Annotated in this window: 10 protein-coding genes and 3 pseudogenes; 2 read left to right on the forward strand and 11 right to left on the reverse strand. The window is 67.1% G+C overall.

The features are described from left to right. Positions 1–445: 445 nt before the first annotated feature. The 5 genes from QSK45_RS18865 to QSK45_RS18885 form a co-directional block, all read right to left on the reverse strand. Positions 446–1,642 carry a Wadjet anti-phage system protein JetD domain-containing protein gene (locus QSK45_RS18865; RefSeq protein WP_285558337.1) on the reverse strand — a complete coding sequence of 399 codons (1,197 nt, stop codon included), beginning with the start codon at positions 1,640–1,642 and terminating at the stop codon, positions 446–448. 1 nt (position 1,643) lies between these two features. Beyond that, a complete protein-coding gene (locus tag QSK45_RS18870) occupies positions 1,644–5,060 on the reverse strand; it encodes an ATP-binding protein (RefSeq protein ID WP_285558338.1) in 3,417 nt (1,138 codons plus the stop codon). Positions 5,061–5,062: 2 nt separating this feature from the next. Then, positions 5,063–5,683, reverse strand: a complete 621-nt coding sequence (locus QSK45_RS18875; protein ID WP_100572681.1) for a DUF4194 domain-containing protein — start codon at positions 5,681–5,683, stop codon at positions 5,063–5,065. Continuing rightward, the gene (locus tag QSK45_RS18880) at positions 5,680–7,161 is read right to left on the reverse strand and encodes a DUF3375 domain-containing protein (RefSeq protein WP_285558341.1); all 1,482 of its coding nucleotides are present in this window, start codon (positions 7,159–7,161) and stop codon (positions 5,680–5,682) included. Before QSK45_RS18880 ends, QSK45_RS18875 begins: the two co-directional genes overlap by 4 nt. Positions 7,162–7,715: 554 nt before the next feature. Further along, positions 7,716–8,060, reverse strand: coding sequence for a hypothetical protein (locus QSK45_RS18885; RefSeq protein ID WP_490993585.1), 345 nt, complete (start codon positions 8,058–8,060; stop codon positions 7,716–7,718). Between the two features lie 338 nt (positions 8,061–8,398). Between QSK45_RS18885 and QSK45_RS18890 the strand changes: the two genes are divergently transcribed. Next, positions 8,399–8,728: a hypothetical protein gene (locus QSK45_RS18890; RefSeq protein ID WP_285558343.1), complete on the forward strand. Its 330-nt coding sequence runs from the start codon at positions 8,399–8,401 to the stop codon at positions 8,726–8,728. 208 nt (positions 8,729–8,936) lie between these two features. Here QSK45_RS18890 and QSK45_RS18895 read toward each other — a convergent pair. From QSK45_RS18895 to QSK45_RS18910, 4 genes and pseudogenes are all read right to left on the reverse strand, one after another. Further along, positions 8,937–9,452: pseudogene (locus QSK45_RS18895) on the reverse strand (helix-turn-helix domain-containing protein); the annotation flags it as partial. 186 nt (positions 9,453–9,638) lie between these two features. Beyond that, positions 9,639–13,433, reverse strand: a complete 3,795-nt coding sequence (locus QSK45_RS18900; RefSeq protein ID WP_285558345.1) for a hypothetical protein — start codon at positions 13,431–13,433, stop codon at positions 9,639–9,641. A gap of 325 nt (positions 13,434–13,758) precedes the next feature. Beyond that, positions 13,759–14,754 (reverse strand): hypothetical protein, encoded by a 996-nt coding sequence (locus QSK45_RS18905; RefSeq protein ID WP_285558347.1) that lies wholly within the window; start codon positions 14,752–14,754, stop codon positions 13,759–13,761. Between the two features lie 9 nt (positions 14,755–14,763). Then, positions 14,764–18,669, reverse strand: a complete 3,906-nt coding sequence (locus tag QSK45_RS18910; RefSeq protein ID WP_285558349.1) for a CHAT domain-containing protein — start codon at positions 18,667–18,669, stop codon at positions 14,764–14,766. A 1,208-nt stretch (positions 18,670–19,877) separates the two neighbouring features. On the opposite strand from QSK45_RS18910, the pseudogene QSK45_RS18915 reads away from it, so the two are divergent. Further along, positions 19,878–20,165: pseudogene (locus QSK45_RS18915) on the forward strand (IS5/IS1182 family transposase); the annotation flags it as partial. A gap of 17 nt (positions 20,166–20,182) precedes the next feature. Here QSK45_RS18915 and QSK45_RS18920 read toward each other — a convergent pair. Beyond that, complete coding sequence (locus QSK45_RS18920; protein WP_285558351.1) at positions 20,183–20,656, reverse strand: DUF7919 family protein; 474 nt, start codon at positions 20,654–20,656, stop codon at positions 20,183–20,185. 87 nt (positions 20,657–20,743) lie between these two features. Further along, positions 20,744–21,181, reverse strand: a pseudogene (locus tag QSK45_RS18925) (transposase). Between the last annotated feature and the right edge of the window lie 4 nt (positions 21,182–21,185).

Consider the following 21,185-nt stretch of genomic DNA (forward strand, 5'->3'; position numbering starts at 1 on the left):
CCCCGGTCAGCCCGGGCCCATGGCTCCCGAAAAGGCATCGAGAGCTCGCATCCTTAGTTGCCCCGGCGTGGGCTGAGGGCTGACTGGTTCTGGGGACACAAGACAAGAACGGCGGGGCCGCGCGTAGCGCGCTGGCTGCACGACGAGGCCCCGCCGCAGCAAGCCGGCGGGGCGTCGTCGTATCAGGTCCCCGTCTACGCAGGACCCCCCGCCGGAGCATCATTCCTTTCGAACGTCCATTCCGAAAAAGGGGTGTGCCTCAACCCATGTAGCCCCGGCGATTGCGGCGCTGCCCATCGGTCGTGGGGCCCATGCCGCTCTGGGTACTTGGTCTGCAGATCGGACCGTTCTGCTCCGACGCTGCGCCTGCACCCCCGGGGCGCGACAGAACGGCAGCGACGCCGCAGTTCCCGGTTTCCGACTGCCAGACAGGCACGAGGGTTAGTCACCGCGGCCCTTGGCGAAGGTCGTTGAGGGCGACTTCGAGCAGGTGATAGCGCACGCGTTCTTGTTCGAGTCGCACGTTGGGGCCGAACTCACCGTTCGCGAGGCTGGCGTAGACGTCGGCTTCGTCCGGGGTGAGCGTGCCGAGAGGCTGGTGGGTGGGGGCGTCCTCCTTCACCCATTGGCCGCGGTGCTCCAGGAGAGTGCTCCGGTCCATCAGGATGGACTGCGTGTGCGGGAAGGCCCGATGCAGCCGGTCGAGGATGGTGAAACCGTGAGTGTCCAGGTCGCCCCAGTACACAAGGCGTACATCGTGCAGCCAGGTCAGGGCGGACAGTTGGGTGACGGCGTAGCCGCCGCCGTGGATCACGATGCTGTGGGGCTGGTCGGGGAAAGCGAGGTAGGTGGTTTCGTTCTCGATGACGAACACGGTCGTGATGCCGGGCGGCGGCGCGGTGAACTCATCCGCGCGGAGCGTGAGTTCGCTGAAGCCCCCCAGCGACTCGCCGCCGAGCAGCCGAAATCGCAGGTAGGCGGGCTTGCGCAGGAAACGGAAGCGGGCGGCGAAGTCAGTGCGCGCGGCCTCAGCGTCGATGCGGTCGTCGGGAAGGCACTGTTCGAGCAGGGTGGTCAGGATAGCGCGGTGGCGTTCGATGAACTTGGTGTCCACCCCAGGTACGTCGAGCTGGCGTAGGTAGACGGCTGGGCCACGGTAGTCGGTGATCCAGCGGATCGTGCCCTCCAGGCGGTGCCAGTCGGCCTCCCGCTGGAGGACCTGCATGGGGTGGGCAACCATCCAGTCGATGAGAGCGGGCAGCCTTTCCTGGGTGGAGGCCAGCAGGGCTTGGTAGCGGGCGACCGTGGGGGTGACGCCGAGTATGCGCCAGAGGTCGTCGCGGTCGTCGACCCAGACGCGGTCGGGGATGTAGTTCACGCCGGCCAGGCGTCCGCCGAGCCGGCGGTATTCGATGCGCAGGTGCCGGTGTGCGCTGGGCGCCCACGATTCGGTCCAGGCGAGGACGTCGTCGTAGTGGCGGGTGATGTCGCCGGCTTTGGGGCCGCGTAGGGGGATCTCGACGGGTTCCCAGGGTGCCCCGTCGGCGATTTGGGTGAGGTAGGTACCCGTGTTCCAGCGTTTGCGGAGGCGTTCGAGGACGGCCTGCGGCGTAGTCCAGTTGGAGCTTTGATGCGTCGTCATCTCAGTCTCCCTGCCCGGCGGCGGGCTGCAGGCCGGCCAGGGTGTGGGCGAGGCGTTCATGGCGGTACTGGGCGATGGTCAGGGTGCGTAGGCGGGAGTGGTGTCCGCTGGGGTTGTCGACGAAGCCGACTGCGGACACGTAGGGCTCGATGACGTGGATCTTCTGCAGTGGGGTGACGATGAGGAGTTGCAGGCCCAGGCGTTTGAAGAGGTCCAGGGCGAAGCGGGCGGATTCCTCCGAGCCGCGTCCGAAGGCTTCATCGATGACCACGAAGCGGAAGGTACGGCTCCTGCTGTGGGTGGTGTCGAGCTTGAACTGGTAGGCGAGAGAGGCGGCCAGGATGGTGTACGCGAGCTTCTCCTTCTGTCCGCCGGACTTGCCGCCGGAGTCGGAGTACACCTCGTACTCGGAGTCGTCCTCGCGGCGTCGTTCGCTAGCGCTGAAGACGAACCAGTACCGCACGTCGGTGACGCGCTTGGTCCAGCCGCGGTCGCTGTCCGCGTGGCCTTCGCGGCCCTTGAAGCGTTCGATTAGGTGCTGGACCTGGTGGAACTTCTCCTCGGAGTACAGGTCGGAGTCGTCGCCGGATAGGACGTCGTCGGTACAGGCGCGCAGTTCCGCGGTGAACTCGCGGATCTCGGTGTTGGGCGTCTGCTCGGGCTTGAGCATGATGTAGCGGCCCGGGTTGTAGTCAATGCCGGCCAGCGACTCGTTGATGGTGTTGATGCGGTCGCCGATCTCGTCGGCCCAGATGTTCAACTGCGCTTGGAATCCGGCGATTTCGCGGATCACGTTGGTCTTCAAGTAGGTGCGGAACTGGTCCTGGAAGCGCGGCAGGTCGTCGGCGACGAGCTGCTGGTGCAGGGCACGGTAGCCAGGGGCGGAGGCAACGGAGGCGTCGAGTTCGCTGGTCTCGACCTGATAGGTGGTGCGGAAGGAGCTCATCTGGGCGGCGATCGTCTGGGCGAGGCGGGTCTGCTCCTTGGCCCAGCGGTGCTTGTGCGCCGTCATCTCCTCACGCAGCCGGGTTTCGGTTTGCACGCACTCCTGCGCGGTCCTGCACGCCAGACGGGCGGTGGTCAAGCGATGTTCGAGGGCCGGAAAGTGCGCCTGTGCAGCGCCGGCGGCCGGTTCGTCGAGTACCGCGCGGGCCTCGTCGCGGGCGCGTTCAGCGGCGTCGCGCTCGCCGTCGACCCGTCCCCAGCTCTGGCTGGCCTTCTCGTAGGCGGCTCCCTGTTCGGTGATTTCGTCGGCGATCTCGGTGAGGCGGCGGGTGAGTTCGTCCAGGTCGTCGGAGGCGGCTTGCAGGCGCTGCTTCTCCGCGGTCAGCTCTGTGATGCGCCGTACCGCGGACGGCCAGTCGATCTCGCTGTAGTCCAGCATCGCCGTCAGCCGGTCGAGGACCTTGTCACGGCTGATGGCGTCCTCGTAGGCGGCTCCCAGCCCGCGTTTCTTCTTCTCCATCTCACGCTGGGCGCCGTGGACCCGTCCCGCCTGATCCAGGAGGGCATCGATCTTCGCCTGGTTCGTCCAGCCGAGCACATACGTGCTGCGGTCGTCGATGCGGGTGGTGTCGTTCTTCTCGTGGCGGCCCCGCACCCCCTTGATCAACCCCTGTGCGGTGATGGCTAGTTCGGCGTGCAGAAAATCCTCCATCGTCGGCACGCAGGCGTGGGAGGCACGGCGTTCGAGCTCGCCGGCCAGCCACGGGGCGAACGGCGAGTCCTCGCGCACTTCGAGCTTGGTGAACAGCGCCGTGGACGCACCGGTGGGCAGGCGCCGCGGCGGGAGCTTGTCCGGGACGCGGAAGTAGACCAGCTTCGTCCCCAGGTGGTGGTCGTTGATCCAGTCGGAGACGCGAGCGTACTGATCTCCGGGGACCAGGAGGGACACGGCGAAGCCGCGCAGCAGCCGCTCGGCGGCTCCGGCCCACGCCTGTTCCTCGTCTCGGACCTGAATGAGTTCGCCGGCGAAGGGCAGGGCACTGTCCTCGATGCCGAGTTCGCGGCTCAGGCGGGCGCGTACCTCCAGTTGCTTGCGGGGGATGTTGCTGCGGCGCGAGCGCAGACTGATCAGGTCTGCGTTGAGGTCTTCGGCCCGCTGCTTCAGCTGTGCGGCCTCGACTGCGAGCGTCTCCAGGGCCGTGCGCGTCTCCTGTGTCGTCGCGGCGACGTCGTGCTGGGCCCGGGCGATCTCCTCAAGGCGGTCGGTGAACTGCGCCTGATCGGTGACCGGGGCCAGCTCTGCCTGCTCCAGCAGGGTTGCGTGCTGGCGGGCGCGCTTCTCCTGAGCGGCGCGCTGCCGCTCCGTCTCCTCGATCTGGCGCTCCAGTTCGCCCAGGCGCCCGCCGCCCAGGCCCTCACGCTGCATTTCCCACCGGCGTTCCTGGTCCCGCAGCCGCTCCAGCTCGTCCTTCGCGGTCTTCTTCTCGCCCTCCAGGCGGGCGAGCATCCGCTCCGCCTCGGCGCGCTGGGCTTCGTGCAGCATCGACGTGCGCTGGGCGATGAAGTACCGCAGGGCGGCCTGCTGGGCGTCGGCCTCCTCGATGCGTGCGGCCAGGCCCTCGTAGGCGTCGCAGTCCTCAAGCAGCGGGTTGAGAGCCTCGATCTGGGCACGGGCCCGCTGAACGGAGTTGTAGGTGGTAGTCAGAGCGTCGAAGTGGCTCACGATGTTGTCCGTCATCGCCGCCGCATCGAACGGTTCGAGCATGTGACTGCGCACGAACTCGTCCAGGCTGCCCACCGACTTCATCGACACCGTCTGATGGAAGAGCTCCAGCGCCTGTTCGGACTCGATGCCCATCCGGCGCCGGAAATCCTTGCTGTATGGCGGGAACGTCTTGTGGACGCGGACATCGCCCGCTTCGAGACGCTTCTTCAGCGCCCGCACCTCGGTGCCGAAGTCGGCGAAGTCCCCGGCGACCGACAGCGTCCGGTCGGCGACGAGGAACAGCCGCTCGGGGCTGGTGGCGTTCCCGTCGGCCAGCCAGAACACCTGCCCCAGCGTGACGGTCGCAGCCATCGCCGGGTTCGTGAACACGCCCAAGATGACGGAGTAGCTGCCCGGCTTTCGCAGCGCTACTGGCTTGGTCGTCCCGGTGGTCTCGTTGCGTTCGGACTTGTAGTGGCCCAGCACGTAGGAGCGCAGGCTGCGCTCGCCGCTCTCCGCACCGGCTGCCTTGTTGTAGGCGATCTTGCGGGCGGGCATGAACAGCGTGGTGATCGCATCCACCAGGGTGGACTTGCCGGAACCGATGTCACCGGTCAGCAGGGCGTTGGCGCCGCCGAGATCGAACGACCACACGTGCTTGTCGAACGTGCCCCAGTTGTAGACCTCCATACGCTCCAGTCGGAAGCCTGCCGCAGCCAGGTCGGTGGAGGCACTCGTGTCGGCGGGGCCGGGCTGGGCGGGGATCATTGCTACTTCTCCTGGGGGGTGTGGGTGGCGGCGTACTGGGCCAGGTTCGTGTCGAAGTCGGCGAGCCACTGCCCGTCGACGAAGGCTTTGATGATCCGCTGCACCTCGAACAGCTGCTCCTGCCCGCGAGCGCGGCGCAGGAACTGTAGGTCCACCACCTTGTTGATGTGGCCGTCGATCTGGTCGACCAGACGTGCCTCGTTGCTGCCGGCCGGGAGAAACATGCGGATCATCTCGACGATCTCGTCCCGGGTGATCATCAGGCGGGTGCCGTCGGCGCCCGCGTCGAACTCGGCAAGCCTCTTGCGCAGCAGCACGACCAGCAGACTGACGGGGTAGGACAGCGAGCGGCGGGGCATCAGCCGCGGCGGCGCCATGCGGGGATCGCGGTCATCGTCCTCGTCGTCGGGTTTCGACTGGAGGAAGGCGTAGCCCTCCATCTCGTCGATCACCACGCGCAGCCCCATGACGTCGACGTAGTCCTTCACGCCGGCACTGTGGTGCAGCAGCGCGTCCCAGGCCCGCTCGTGCTGGTCGCGGAAGACCGGGCCCTTGAGTAGCTGGTTGACCGGCAGCGAGAGGGCGTACGGCTGCTGCGGGGTGGGGGTGGCAGGTGTGGTCATCGCCCCTCCTTCGGGCTGGATACCCAGGCGATGCCGGGGCTGGTGCGAGCAAAGGTGACCACGGGCACGGTGGCGACCTGCTGGACGTCGTCCTCGCCGATCCACGTGATCTCTTCTTGGCGGTCGTCGTCGAACACGGTGGTGAACCCGTCGTCCGGTAGCGCGAAGTAGGCGACCAGTTCGGCAAGCCCCTGCTCCAGAGGGTGCTCGCGCAGCGTCTCGGCCAAGGACACCTGCGTGCGCAAGCCCAGGGCGTGGTGCACCGCGGCCGTGAGCCGGGCGGGATCCACATACACCGCCTCGAACAAGGCGTCGGCGGTGAACTCATCGTCCCCCGCCTCGATGCCGGTACTGTCGATCGGTGCCTTGACCACCGGCGTATACAAGGGCCGCTCCATCGGCAGGGCGATGGCCGGGGCTGCCGCATCGATCTCGGCGACCAGATTCACGCCCGGCACGTCGTGCAGGGCCAGGGCCTGCGTCTCGATCGCGCGCACCAGTTCCAGGACACGGCGGTCTTCCGAGCGCACCTGGTCGTCCAGGAATCGGCGGAGCTGATCCGACAGCTGCCGCACCGTGGCCTGGGTGCGTTCGGCGGCCTCCAGCCAGTCCCGGGGCATGCGACGCATGCGCGGGTCAGGCTCGTCGATGGCTTCCATGGCCTCAACCTCGGCCAGCAGCGTCTTGAGTTCGTCCTGACGGCTCGGGGCGAGCAGGAAGTCGTAGAACGCCTGGAAGGTCCGTCCCTGATCCGACTCAGCGATGCTCTCGCGGCTGCTCAGCACCTCATCCAGGAGTTCGCCCTTGGCCCCGTCCCACGCGGCGATCTTGCTCCGCAGGTCCCGGTCCAAGTCCCGGAAGTTCGCCTCAACCTCGCGGAAGTCGGCCAGCAGCCCATGCGCCGTCGTTGTCACCTGCTGGTAGCGGTCCCGCAGCGCCGCGCTGTCCAGAACGTCTACCTGGCCAGCCCCAACACGCTCGATTTCCTGGTCGATTTCATGCCGTCGCCGGGAGAGCTCGGCCAGTCGCGCCTCGGGGTCCGTTTCGGTGCCGAACGTCATCTGCCGCAGCAGATCGAAGATCGTATTCAGGCGCGACTCCGTACCGACGAACGAACGCTCTTCCAGCGACCGAACCCACGCGATCGCCTTCTCGACCGCGGCCGTGGCGTCGTAGTGCGGCTCGTCCGAATCCGCCGGGTAATACTTGCGCAGCCAGCCGTTCCCCGGTGCCGACCAGACATCCAGATACGCCTTCGCGGACTTGGGAAACGTGCCCTGCCCGAGCCGGTCATTGAGGGCGAACAACTCATCGTCCAGACGTTCGACAAGCTCCGCACCGGCAATCGAGCGCGCTCCCTGCTCGACGAACACCTTGTTGAAGAAGCTCAACATCAGTGCCGCATTGTCGGCCTTCAGCAGCCTCCAAGCAGCGCTCTGCTTCCGCAGGGCGACCAGGCGGTCGTAGTCCAACTCCATACATCCTGCCCTCTCACTACCCCAGCAAGTACGACCGCATTTCCCGCCAACAGCGAAAATGGACGCCCCACTCGATCGGCACTCATGCCCGCACAGCCGCGCATGGGCATTCCGCGCCGGCCACAAGGAACCGTAGAGGCCACCACTGACAACGGGACTCGGCCCGAGCCGATGACGGGATAGGCCAGGCTGCCTCGGGGAGGGAAAACGGCAGGCAAGAGGCCGGATACATCCGGATCTGGATCGTTCCCGCTTCTCGCCCTTGCGACGATCCCCGAACACAATTTCGAGTCCCGGCCGAGGGTTTTGGCTCGCCTACCGGTCCGCCGGCGCCCTGCCCCGTCCGGACGGACGCGAGGCCGTGCCATCGCATCTTGATCGCGCCGGGTGAGAGCTGGGTCGTGTTGCCGCCGGATCGGTCCGCCGGAAAGCGCGACAGGGCACCTAACCTCGGGCTTTCACGAGCCAGCCTCTCCGGGGCTTTCAGACCACCGAAGAGCGTATTGCGTTCGTGCGTGTCGTGTCGGCCGCACCGGGTGGGCACACGATGAGGCTCAGAGCGACGGTTTGGGACCTCGCCACCTAGTGCTGGATCTCTCAAACGGTGTACACATATCGTCGCCGTAGGACGCGGGTTGGTGGTGAGGGTCGTTCCCATACCCAGGGCCAAGCTCGGGTGTTGAGCTGCGATGTTGCCAGGCGGGTGGCGTGCTCGATCTCGGGTGGCCCGCGAAGGATTGCCCGGCGAGGGCGGCTTTACGGAAGATGCGCCACCAGCTCTCCTGAAGGTTGAGCCAGCAGGCGCCGACGGGGATGAAGACGTGCCGGATTAGGGGGTGGTCCTCGAGCCAGGTGCGGGTGGACACGCTGTTGTGCGAGGACAGGTTATCCGTGATCACATAGATGTCCCCGATGGGATTGGCTGTCCCGTTTTTTCCTTGCTACGTCCATGGCAACCTGCCAGCGGACCTCACGTTCCGCCCTGTGCGTCGGTGGATGACGTGGAACTGTCCGGCCGGTGGGCAGTGGGGCGGAGGGTCATGGCCGCGGGCCACCGCACCGGGTGGACGGAAGGCGGCCAGGTCATACGGGAGGGGCTGGCCCAGGGGGTGGGCCAGCGCGTACGCCAAGCGCGCCGCAACGTCAGCCCAGAAGTTCCCGAACTGCCCACCCGCCAGGGACGTTTCTGCGATCATCGGCCCGTCCCTAGAGCGAGCGACACATAGCGAGGCAGAGCATGACCAGCGTTTACACGGAACTCACGAAGGAAGCCGGACGCCGTGGCGGCCCCGCCGCTCTACGCGCCTTCTACCGGTTGCAGGGCGTAGCACAGGGCGTCGCCCGCGGTCGGCTGGAGGGCTTTGCGGAGGGCGTCGCTCTCGGCCGATGGAAGGGCCGAACGGAGGGCGTCATCATCGGCGCCGCCGCCACCGGCCTCGGCGTCATCGGAGCCGTGGTCCACGAGAAGAGGCGCGTCCGCCGCGCCAGTGCCGAGACCGCGCCGACGACCATGCCGGAGGAGGACACCACCGGTGTGCCGGCGCCGGAGCAGAGGCCCGACGCGTGAACGACTACGCCCCCGGTGGCCTGATTTCTCCGGGGCCCACGATGGTGGAGCTCACCGCCCGCCTGATGTTCATCCCTCTCGGGTACGGCCTGAACGTGGCCGCATGTGGCCGGCCTGGGCGTTGAGGGCCGAGCGGGTGTGGGGAGTACACACTCCGCACGGGATTGCGTCTTCCGGGACCAACCGCTATCTAAGGGCGCGCAGAGAATTAACATGCTGGTTTGATCTTCCTTGGCGGCTGATTGCCGTACCTGTCGAGGTGGGCAGCGACGTCTGCGGGTGTGCGGAATCTGGCCGTTGACGGCGGGATCGTGGGGCCAGACTCGGCAAGGAGGGGCCGTACTTCCTGGATAGCGCGGGTGAGGGTGCTTCCGGTGACGCCGAAGAGCTGGGCGAGCAGGTCGTAGTACCGATTTTGTGCAGGTAGAGCACGGTGGCCAGGAGCCGATCGGCGTCGGAGAGCTTGTCCTTGGCGCCCGCGCCGCGTGCCGGCGGCGTTCGCCGCCCCGTCGCTCGTGGCGGAGCCGCTCGCGTTGTTCGGCCAGTGCAGGGATCGAGTCGTCAAGCACAATTTCCATTTCGGGGACGGTCATGCCGGTCAGCTCCGGGTGCCGGAGTGTGGAGTGTCGAGGTGGGCTGGTCCTGCAGCCGGCCGTGCGGTGGTCGCGGCGGTTGCGGGGTCCGTCCGCAGGCCGGGAGCGGGCGGGACACCGTGCCGGGACGGCACGGTGCTGGCCATGCGTCAGAGCCCGCCTTTCCGAGACGAGTAGCACCTGTATGCGTGTAACCAGCTACCGGCTCTTTTGAGGCCGGTAGCGGTGGTGTTACTCATCTTTGTGTAGCCGATCACCCGTCTGCTGCCTTCGCTTCGCCGTCGTTCGGTACTTACTCGCTGCGGGCCGCTTCGTGATCATCGCCGGTCCCGGCTAGGGGAGCTGGTCCCGCCGGAAACAGTTACTTCCGGCGGCTGGCTGGTGGCGCCGTCCAGAGCAGCCGCCAGATCCCTCAACGTGTGGAATGTGAAGGGGCCCCCGACGAATCCCGCCGGCACCGGCGCACGGGTGACAAAGATCGCCCTGACCACACGCGGCTCAGCTGACGTCGGCAAACCGAGGGCCGCCGCCACCTCGTTGGCGCGGGGTGCAAGGTCGTCGAGTTTCCTCTGGAGCTGTGTCGCATAACACGGCTTTCGGTGGTCGACGTAGAAACGGTCCAGATGGCGTCGGATCTCCGGTGTCACGTGCACGTCGGCTGGGTCCTTCACCTCGATCAGCCAGATAACCGAGTCAGCCGCGCGCCCAGCGACTACATCGATCTCGGTCTGGAGGGACGGGACCCCCAGGCACTGCGGATCCTGCTCCCGGATACGCTCCTCGACCATGTAGCCAGCTGCCCGAAGTGTTTGTGCTACCTCGGTCTCGAGGGCTCTGTTCTTGCGGTCGCGAACCGCCTCCAGAGCGTCTGTCACCCGGCGCGGAGGCGGAGGCTGTGTCCAAGGCAGGATTCCTTGAGCCACGAAGTTGCCGTAGATACCTGCACTCGCGTAGCAGAGCTGCGGGCCGACCACGAGCCGCCCATCGGAAAGTTCGGCCAGGGGCTGGACGACGAGTCTTTTCTGTCTGCTGCGTGCATGCCACGGCTTCCAGTCGGCAGTCTGCAGCGCGGCGGATGTACTGGTGAGGAGCCCCTGAGCAGCAGCGATACGGGCATGTCCGTCAGGTTCATCCGCGAGACGCAACGTGTCGAGCAGGTGTTGCCGTACGGTATCTGCGGGGACGGCCACCGCATCCGGATCGTCAGGCTCCAGCGGCCAGTGGGCCATAGCGAACAGAACTTGCAAGATATCGCTCACTGATGCTCCGTATGCAGCGAGCATGGCAGCGTCAACATCTGGATCGACGAGTTCGTCGATCTGTTCCTCGTCAACGACTTCGGCTGCTGCGTCAACCTCGTCAGTCTGCTCGTGACTGCCGAGCCTCGCCGGAGCCGCGAGCATGTGAGCCGCTCGGGCCCGTCTGAACGCGCTGAGGTCCAGATCGAATACCCGGGAGCCCGCGCTCCCCGACCCGGCATCGGCATCGGCATCGGCATCGGCATCGGCCAAGTCGGTCACCACGGTGATCTCATATGCGTCGCTGATTCTCAGTCCGGTGGGACGAACTTGATGATGGATCGCTTCGCTCCGCATCGTCGCTGCCAGATAGGCGGAGGCCGCAGCGGTGATCTCCATCCATGCGTACTGGTCCACGCGGCGGTTTCCAGTGGGTTGAGCGCGCAGGGCTGCTTCGATCGCGATTTCGTTGCTCCGCCTCAGCCACAGATGTTCTTGCTCGAGTTCTGTCTGGCGCTCCAGTGGGTCCCAGGCCACCGAGAGAAGGCGGGAGGACTGTTCGAGATCACGGAATTGCTGGTTCTTCGTCGCCAAGGTGCGTTCGATCTGTCGCATCCCGACGGTGACAAGGTCGTCGGAGGAGTGTTGGGCGAGACGACGGTTCAGAGCGTCCAACGCGGCTGGAGCCAGCACATCACGGTCAAGTTCTTTGGCCTGTGGGCCCACGTGCGTTCCGGGTGCGACGCCTGCAGCCTGCACAGCACGGGCCACCTCCTGGTCCACCATGCCCACCAGATGGGCATCTACCGCCCACGGACGGGCAAGGTGTGGACGGCTCACCGGCGCCGTCATGATGCGGATCGCAAGTGTGGGCGGAGCGACGCGCCAGGCCGTTGCAACCGTGTCGACCGTGCTCGGCGGCAGATCACTCTGCTCCAGAAGAGACCTGATCGTCTGCGCCATGACCTCCCGCGTAGTTGCGACGTCACGGTCGGTCTGCTCCGCGAGCAACTCACAGTCGATGAGGAACTCGGCATGGATCACCAGGCCGTATGCACTGGATTGTGCTTCGACAGATCCGACCCGGATGGATCCGGCGCGATCACGTTCGTCCGGCGTGACGGGCCGCATTTCGAGGACGTAGCCGACCGGCGAGGCTTCGTCATGCACCGCGTTCCACGCATCATTCAACTGCTCGAAGCCGAAAACGTACGAGCCTGCGAGGTCGTGGAGAAGTTGGTGATGGTCGTCGCCCCAAGCCGGGTGCGCGGAGCGTACGGCCACAGCTGGCGTGCCGACCCGGACCCGCCATCCGTACAGGTCAGGACGGTCATGCTCCGGCGATCGGGTTACCTCGTCCGACTGCTCATCCACATGCGCTCGGCACCACTCGTAGATCCCGTATGGGCCCTGCCCGATAGGGTCCAAGGCGTCCCAGGAGTCGATGCCCGGCAGGGCGAGCAGGGCCAGCGTCTGCTCCAGCTCCTGCAAGCGCTCGCCGCGTTCCCACTCGGCGGCGCTGTGGTGAGGGCTGACCATCATCAAGTCCGGGGCCCTGCCGCCACTGAAGAAGGTCTTGTTGTTGCCGCGCCACCACTCCCATAGGTCAATTGCTTCCCAGACAATCATGTGGGGTCTGTTCGGTGCGGCAAGTTCACGGCAAAAGGTATAGAGATCCGTGTCGCTGTCGGCGGTGGTCGAGGCCCAGAGCAGATCCTCAAGGGACATAGCGGCAAGGCCCGGTCGCTGGGGCGCAACAAGATGGCCTGCAGATGCGACGAGGAGAAGCGGAACGATCTCCGTCCCCGCGGGAAGGGTCAAGGACCCGCCGGGCAGCGGGACACGAACCTCTTCGTCCGGATGGGCGCGGGCATGCTTGCTGATCCGCAGCGCTGCTGGTTCCTCCCGCAACTGAGCGTCTTGCAGATGAGGGCGCGCGAAGAGCTGTACCAGCAACGCCCTGGCAGGGCCGAACATCACCACCCACTGCACAACGTCGCGAGGGGAGACAGCCGGGCCGCTGCTTGTATCAGGAGGGCCGAGAATCTTGTCCGAGAACCGCCACAGAGCTCGGCGTGCACGTTCAGCCGCGAGCTGGGCAAAGCGCAGGCTGACGTTCGCTTCCGACGAGGCGGCGTGGCGAGCGAGATCAACGACGCCCTGTCCCAGGCTTTCGGGCAGGAAGCCCAACGGTAGCCAGAACCTCGCTGCGTCATCGTCGGATTGCTGATGGGAAACGGCCAAGTACCTGCCGAAAGTGCTCTGCGGGGAACGGGGATCGTAAATCGGCTCCGCCTGTTGTGCGGTAGCCCAGTTGAGCGCGGCCCGCAGTGTTTCGGAGGGGGCGACCATCGCCTCCACCGGCATGCTCAGAAGGACCTCTGCCGCCGCCAGTTCCTGGTCGGTCAACCTTGCGGGACCCTCTGTCGGCACGTCCCCATCGGGCCACGATGAGGCCAATGCCCGAATGGCAAGATCGGCGTACCGCAATCCCACCTCGACGTATTCGGAGATCCCGAACCCCAGCTCGGGCACCAGTACCGAATCCGTCGCCTGAGCCACCGTCTTCCAGCGCGTGACGTCGGCCAGTGGCCTCTCCACCTGACCGGGAGCCAGCCGCAGCACCTCATCACCGAGCCGCGTGAGCACGACCTGACGGGGATCGGACGGAACGAAATCCTCCAGTCCAGCCAGCCAGGGCGCTTCCCGGCGGCATGCGTCCAGTAGCCCGCCCACGGTCACAGCCTTGGCGGAAGAACGCCCGGTTGGCGGCGCAGTCAGCAACTGCTGAAGGAGGTACCCGACCGACGCCCATCTGTGCCGTGTTCCGGGGCTGGCGCCCGCCGCAGTGAGCAGAGCCTGCATGCTGGCCATGTCCATACCTGCGAGTCGTCGGCCCAACCCTTGAGGAGCTGTCCGTCCCGTCTTCTTCCGGCCCTTGCCCACATTGACCCCCGTTCTCCCGAGTACGCCAGCATAGAAAGCTGGTGTCCGAAAACCCACTTCAAAATTGTCACTTGCAGGCTCACTGGACGCCGCGTCCACATGCACAGCGGCACGGACCACCAGCTCGCCTAGCTGTTCTGTGAAGTCATAGTCGGACTACGCACACCCAGCGTCAGTGCCGCCGCCTCGTCCAGCATCCGGACCTACTCGGACTGGACAGCCGACTGCGTCCGGGGAAACGCTCAGTGTGTTGCTAGAGGGACCAGTCGTAAGGAATAGGAGTCGAGCCGTTCGGCAGCGTGCTGAGGGACAGGGACAAGGCGGCGCTCAGGATCTCGCCGGAGGGCACCTCTTGCGCACTCGAAGCCGGCGGGGTGATCCCGAGCGCCCGATAGAGCCGGACCCGGTGGAGGGCGAAGATGTCCCCGACATGTCGGCAGTAGGCGTCCACGCCCGCGCGCAGCGCCCGGTGCGCCGCCCTGACCAACAGGACGCACACCGTGATCCAGAACAGGCGCGGCCACCAGCCGGGCAGGAGCACCGCCCAGAGTGTGGTGGCCGCCGAGCACATCAGTGCCTGCACCCGGGCGAAGACACGGGTCGCCGCTGCCGTCAGGTCATCGCGGTCGGGGGCCTCCAGTGCTTTGACGAACGGGTCCCAGCAGACGCTCAGTTCGAGACCATACTTGCGGCGCGTCTCGGCGGACACCGAGATCAGCGCGTTGCCTAGTGCCGTGGGCAACAGCCGTTCCGGGTCGCGCGGCCGCGGATAGCGCGCGGATGCCGCCCGACTACGCGCGGCATGCCAGCCGGTCTGCACCTGCCAGGCGGCGAGGGCGTCCCCGCTCAGCCCCGCCGGCGGCTCCGAACGTCGTGCGAATGCGGCGCGCCGGGCACGGTGCCGCGCGATGCGGCGCCGGGTGTACGCGAGCGCAGGCCGGGACGTGCCCCAGCGGCCCGCCAAGACTTCGAGCACAAAGGGAGCCGACGCCGAGGCCGCCCAGGCGGACACCACCACGAGTGCGAGTGCGGCCGCGGACAGCACGAGGGGACCCACCGGTTGCTGCGCGGCGATGCCGCAATACGCGCGGGTCCATGCCTCGGTGGTGCGGCATGGATGGGCGCCGTCATCGCGGCGCCACAGCACGATCAACGTGCCCGCAAGCCAGAACAGCAGCAGCGGACCGCCCATCGCAGCGCTCCAGCGCTTTGCGATCGGCTCCAGGAATCCCTTGACGAGTCCGCCCACAGCAACCACCTACGCCGAGTTGACGAAGGCGCTATCGGGATGCGCGGGACAACAATCGGCGGCGTAGGGCGAGTCATCGTCGCCGATCGCCTCCTCGACACAGTCGGTCACCGGGCAGGTCCATACGATCTCAGCCGATCCTGGCCCCGGCAGACTCGGGAAGATCGGCAGTCTGAACCCGGAGCCACCGGACGAGCCGCCACCATCCGTGGGGTTGTCGGGGAGCTCAGCGATCGCCGACGAGGCTCCGTCAGCGGGTGGCGCCGTCGGATGCCCCCGGCCCTGATGGACGAATGCGGCCCAGAAGAAGGGGTCCTCCGCCGAAGTCCTGGCCTTGGTGCTCTGTCCTCGGGTCCGGGCGCGGGCCTCGCGCAGCAGCCGCAGCTGGGCGGTGCGCAGCGCTTCGGCGGGCGGCATTCCGTCGAGGTTGAGCAGAGTGTGGAAGTCCCGCATCAACGCGGCGGTCCTGGCATCTTCCACCTGCCACAACGACCCCACCACGGCGGCTGCCCCCGCCGCGACGAATGCCGTCGACAGGCTCAGAGCGCCGTCGTAGTGCGCTCCCGGCACCGCCGTCGCGCAGGCGGACAGGACCACCAGGGCCTGCGTGCTCCGTGCGGCGCTGTTGCCGTGGGCCAGACCAAGAAGGCGACCGGCCCGCAGCCGCTGCCCGCCGGCCAGCATCAAGTACGAGTCCATCGCGGGGATGCCATTGCGCGCGTGGCAGGCGAAGTGAGCCACTGGATGGCCGCGTTCGGCCGCATGGCCCTGTAGCGCGGTGAGGACAGCGGCGGGCGTGGCGGGCGCCGCGCTCTCGCCGGAGCCGCCGAGCCGCTGCCCCTTGGCATAGAACCAGCGGTAGACGTCTTCGCCCTCCTGGCGGGCATGGGGCAGATCGCCCGTGGGGTCGAAGACCACGAGCCCACTCCCCGCGAGCGGTGCCAAGGAACGGGTGGCGAACCGGGTCAACATCGCCATCGAGGACGCGTAGCTGACGGACATGGCCTCGATTGCGAAGCGGTGCATCGAGCTGCCGTCATTCCGGCGCACCCGGTGCCGTGCCGCGTGCCAGGGCACCAGGCCCAGTGTCCCGGACGGGATCAGGACGATCCGTGGCGTTGTCTGGGACCCCGAGGCCGAAAAATGCTCGAAGAGCTGCTTGACCGCTGCTCGCCAAGCCCAGTCGCAGACCTTGCGCAGCGCCCCGCGCCACGCATCACCCGGCGCCGTGTTCGCGACACCCCGAAGTTGCTGGTCGTGCGCGGCGGTGAAGTTGACCAGGTCCGGCGCATCGGAGCGCAGTTGCGGAAGCCGCAGCGCATGGAGTCGTCCGGTCGAGTGCAGCACGAGGGCCCATCCGTGGTGACGGCCGGCCAGGAGGTACACCACGGCGTCCACGCCCAGCGTCCGGCACAGATGTGCGGGCCAGCCGTGCGCGAGCAACTCCGTGGTGCTCGACAGGGCGTCAAGCAAGGAGGCCCGCAGGGAGTCCGCCGACCGCGTCGTTGCCGGGCCGGTCATGAGCTGTGGCAGCCGGGTGCCGGTCGGCCCGGTGATCTCCAGCCGTCGCGCCCTCCGCATGCGCCGGTGCTCCTCCAGCGTCGAACCGATGACGGTGGCTGCGCCGGACGCCACCTCCTCGGCCAGGGTCCGGCCCGATTCGACCAGTTCAAGTGCGGCCTCGGCGTCCCCGGCCTCCAGACAGGCCCTGGCGAGCACGTCCGCTTCGCCCACGACCCGGCGAACCTGTTCGGCAGATCGGTCACCAAGGTGGCGGATGAGGGTGTCGACGATGCGCTCACGCAGCGCCCCCCGCATGGTGACTGGCTCCTCACGCAGGGCGTCGCGCCAGTCGCCGCTTCTCGGAAGCCGAGAGCGTCCCGACTCGACGGCCCACTCGTCAAGCGCCGCGCGCACACGCGTCCAGACCGGCCGTTCCCCGCGCTGCCGGCCGGGGCCCTCGCCCAGCCTCTCCTCACGTGCGATGACCAAACTCGCCGCCGTGTTCGCCCGAGTGAGAAGATCGTAGATACGCGAGCAGTCCCCCTCGTGGTTCCGGACGACGTCCAGCGCGTCCACCAGGGCCACGGCTGCATCCTCCAGAGGATCGCCCTCGTAGCCGGGCACGGCCCCGACGCCGGCGACCCGCAGCTCAAGCAGATTCAGCAGAGCGCACCCGAACTCGGCCCGCAGTGAGGCTAGACGCACCGCGGACTGATCAACCCACTGCAGGCAGTGATCCAGGAGACGCGCAGCAGCCATTGCATCCATCGGAACGCGCAACACCTCGGCGCGGGACAGCAGGGCCAGACCGAGCCCGGCCGCCGCCCTCACGTGCGCTCCCTCGGGGCCAGCCGTCCTGCGCACCTCTTCCGCTCCCATGCGCACGGCGTCGTCCAGCGCATGCAAGTCGCTGCTGTGCTGGTACAGGAGATGGCAGACGGTGGCTAGTGCCGAGCGGTCCTCGGCGCGCTCCAGGAGACTACGAGCGGTCCGCAAGTCGTCTGCCTCACCCGCCAGTTCATATCTCCGCAAGAGAGCCTCACCAAGGGCACCGAGCCATACAGCACGCTCTGGAGAGTTCGCGGGCTCATTTGCCACCACCCCCGCGAGGGTGGCGACGAGGTCTTCCAAGGCGTCACGGTCAGCGCTGTACTCGACGCGCAGACGCTGCCCTGAGACGAGCACGCGGGTCCACTCAAGCCGAGCAGCGGAGTCGCGCTCCTGGAGCTCGCCGGTCTCCAGTGCGCGGGTGAGGTGTTGCACGGCGCGGTCCAGCTCGTCCGGCTCGCGGGACCGTTCGTACTCAGCAAGATGGGTGTAGCCCACGCTTGCCCATGCCTCGCGCAGCACCGTCGCATCGTGTACGAGCATCTGCGCCGTGGCGATGCGGCGGTGTTGGACCAACGCCCTTTCCAGGTAAGCGGCCTGCCGCGACAGCGCGTACTGCTGCCGTTGGATCGCCCCGGTCAGACGCAGCCATGAAACCGACGTGACATGGGTCCATCGCTGCGCGGCGACCCACAACGCGTCGGCCGAGGCTTCGAGGTCGGCGGGGTCCCCGTCGGCCTCGTGTCGCAACCAGAGCGCGGCGCCCAACACGCTATGCCACAAAGCAGGGTAGCGGGCCCCCGCCCACTCTGAGACCGCAGCTCCCTGTGCCGTCCTGGCTCGGTGCAGGGCCTCGTTGAGATCATCCGCGTGCCCAGCAGCGTCGTAACGCATGAGCTGTGCCAACGCCAGATCGCCGAGCAGAATATGCCCCTGCCGGACGGAATCGTCTTCGCCCGACGCCGCAGCCGCCTGGAGAACGCCGATGGCCTGGTTCAATGCGTCAACATTGCGGGTGTCGGCGTACCGCATGAGGTGGGTCCGGCCCAACCGTAGGGGCACCCTCCAAGCCTCCTCCTCACTGTCGGCCCAAACCTCCGTAGAGTCGAGGGTGTCGCGCATCGCCAAGATGCTGGCCAGCAGCTCATACGCCGAGACCTCCCCCGTGTAACCGTTTGTAGCCTCCAAGGCTGCAGGGGGTGGCATGGGGGCCAGAGTCCGGCTCTCGCCCGTACGGGCGTCGACAAGGTCGAGCAGCTCACCAAGGCGGTCCGGGTCGGGTTCACCAGGGGCCGGTGACGCGACGGTCTCGTATCGGCTGATCCCCACCGGCGGTGCTGTGAAATGGCTGAGCCGTTCGCGCAGCTCCGGCGTTGCGGAGCCTAAGGCATCGGCGGCGCTGAGAGCTGCGACAGCGTCGATCAAGGCGCCGTCGTCCGCCCCCTCCTCATAGGCGTCGAGGGCGCGCTCGCCGATCAGGCGAGCCCGCAGCCCGGCAGGCAGGACTTGCTCAGTGGTGGGGAGCCAACGACCGGCGAGCCGTTCGACGACGGCTATGTACTGCTCCCGCTGCACCTCGGGCACCGCTGCCCCTCCCCGTAATATCAGGCAACCCAAGCACGATACCGGGATCAGAGTTACTGCAGTGTGCACGGGCCGGTCGACCAGCGTCGTCAGCAGTCGCTGGATCCCGTGGCAGGTGAGCGGGATCAGCTCGTCCAGGGTTGCAGGGGTCGGCGCCGAGAAGCACCGTTGATGTGACTGAGCTGTCATCGGCCTGGCTGGACCCCGGCCTGGCAGCCACCGGCTGCTGATCCGCCGCAACCGGACTCGTGTCAGGACAGCCGCTATGAGCGGGGTCGTGGCTGTAGCTGTCCGACCAGGTGGAAGACTCCGGAGCCGCATTCCCCTGCAGACGGCTATGGGCGCCACGGGGCGGGGCACCAACGCGCCGCCCGTTCGGGCCGACCCGCAACGGGTGGCCCAGCGGCGGCGCCGCCCGCTGCGGGCACTCGAGGCGTTCGCAGATGCCGCAGCAGGATCGAGGAGCGGACCTCGCCGCTGAGGCACGCCGAGGTTTCCCAAGCATCTACCCGGGGGCCTCAGTGATCCGGACCAGGGACGGACCAACTCGGCTTCGCATCGGGCGATTCCATCCATTGCCGCAGGTCAGAGGCGGGGTACCACAAGGAGACGAAGAACCTCCTCGTGTCGTACTCACCGAAGAAGCTGGGCTTCTTCTAGACGCCGGCATAGGGCGCCTGACCAGGGAGATACCTGGCAGGCGCCCTTCTCGGAGCACATCTAAGCAGCGAGCCGAAAAACACCCTTACTCCCGATATCTCCCGCGCCGCCCCGGGATCGGCCTTCGTCACGAGCCGTACGGTCCCGTCCGGAGCGCGAGACGCCTCGGCCGGGTCCCACGCCTTGCGGGAACGTGACGGCCGGGCGAGAACCGGAACACTGTCCAGGCTGTCGTGCCAGGTACGGCACTCGAAGAGATACTCGCGTGTCCCTCCAGATTGCGAGAGAAGCCGCCCCTTGGAAAGGGCGACCTTCATGGCGCCCTCGGCGTCGTTCCGGAGTTCGGCGAGGATCTCGGCGCGCACCGCCGTCAGAAGCTCCTCGACGGGATAAGGCCGCCCCGCCCCGGTCATGTACGCCGCTCCCCCAACATCGCCCCACAGGTCCGACGACTGTACGTGAGTCTGTCGCTGTCGAACGGTGAACTCGACGGCTATGGCCAGTCACTGACCTGGCACTGGCTGGAATCCTTCGCGATCAGCCATTGCCGCAGATGGTCCGCAGACGGTACGTGGGAGAGAATCCTGCGAGCCGTCCAGGCCGGCGCCGATGCTGAGGGACGGATCGACTGGAGCATGGTCAGCGTGGACTCCACCTCATGCCGGGCCCATCAGCATGCGGCAGGCGCTCGCTCGCGCCCGCCACGAGTGCCTGGTCGGCGAAGGACGCCGGTCAGGCAGGCCGGACGAGGCCCTGGGTCGATCAAGGGGGCGGGCTGACCTGCAAGATCCATCTGATTGGCGAGGGCGGACTTCGTCCGCTGTCCTTCATCATCAGTGAGGATCGTTTGCACCTACTCCGCCAGGCGTTCGGCGTCTTCCGGGACCCATGGGAAGGGCACGTCAGGCCACCGGGCGGCAGCCCACACGTCGAGATCGACGGCGAGTACGGCGTCGATGAAAACCTCAGGCGGTTGGTAGCCGTGAACGGTGATGTAGTGGGTGACCAGGAACGGGGCGGCGTAGGCGATGCCGACCTCACCCGGGATCCGTACCTCCCCGTTCCCTTCCAGAGCCTCGGCCTCAGGACACAGGTCGCATTCGTGGAAACCGAGGCATACGTTCATCCACTGGACCTGCTGGATGGCCTGCAGCTTCTCCACGAAGCCTGCGGGAACAGGCCCTGTCGAGTATGGCTTGCCGGCCTCCAGCCATCCGACATTCAGACGGATGTACTCAGGGCGGTACCAGAGCTCGTTGAACGACTCCCTGTCACCGAACGCGTCCTCGTTGCGGTAGGTGTACTCGCTGAGATCCTCGTAGAACACCCGCACATCATCGCCGCACGCTGCGTTGACGACCACGCACTTCGATGACCAATCGGACACTGTCCAGCTTGATCTTCAGACGTCGTCTCATTTGGTGAGTCTGCGGTAGCAGATGAGGGTGGCAGGCGATGCTGGCGAAGGCGAGGAAGTGCTCGGCTTTGCGCTCGTGGCGGCGATGGAGGCGACGGCATCCGGCAAGCCAGGCCATCGTGCGTTCGATGGTCCAGCGGTGCCGGCCGAGCGGCTGCGAGGTCTCGACTCCCTTGCGGGCTACGCGGTGCCGGATGCCCCGCTGGAATAACCATCGCCGCAGGTGGGAGCCCCAGACGGTCCGAACGACGACTTCGGCGGTTGCTGCCACGTGCAGCCCGACGTCGCCACGAACACGATCGCTGCCAGCACCTCACGGTCGCCGTGCCGGCGCCGGCCGCCACCTTGAGACCGCGACAGTGCCTCCGGCACGACCCGCTGGAACAGTTCCCACAACTCGTCCGGCACCAGCCGTTCAACGATCCCCACCACGATCGAC

It is taken from the genome of Streptomyces hygroscopicus subsp. hygroscopicus (assembly GCF_030269125.1).
Lineage (GTDB): Bacteria > Actinomycetota > Actinomycetes > Streptomycetales > Streptomycetaceae > Streptomyces > Streptomyces hygroscopicus_C.

Bases quoted from the DNA above. Each gene is read 5' to 3' on its own strand.
- QSK45_RS18865 (WP_285558337.1), bottom strand. From the start codon at position 1,642: ATGACGACGCATCAAAGCTCCAACTGGACTACGCCGCAGGCCGTCCTC.
- QSK45_RS18870 (WP_285558338.1), bottom strand. From the start codon at position 5,060: ATGATCCCCGCCCAGCCCGGCCCCGCCGACACGAGTGCCTCCACCGAC.
- QSK45_RS18875 (WP_100572681.1), bottom strand. From the start codon at position 5,683: ATGACCACACCTGCCACCCCCACCCCGCAGCAGCCGTACGCCCTCTCG.
- QSK45_RS18880 (WP_285558341.1), bottom strand. From the start codon at position 7,161: ATGGAGTTGGACTACGACCGCCTGGTCGCCCTGCGGAAGCAGAGCGCT.
- QSK45_RS18890 (WP_285558343.1), top strand. From the start codon at position 8,399: ATGACCAGCGTTTACACGGAACTCACGAAGGAAGCCGGACGCCGTGGC.
- QSK45_RS18900 (WP_285558345.1), bottom strand. From the start codon at position 13,433: ATGGCCAGCATGCAGGCTCTGCTCACTGCGGCGGGCGCCAGCCCCGGA.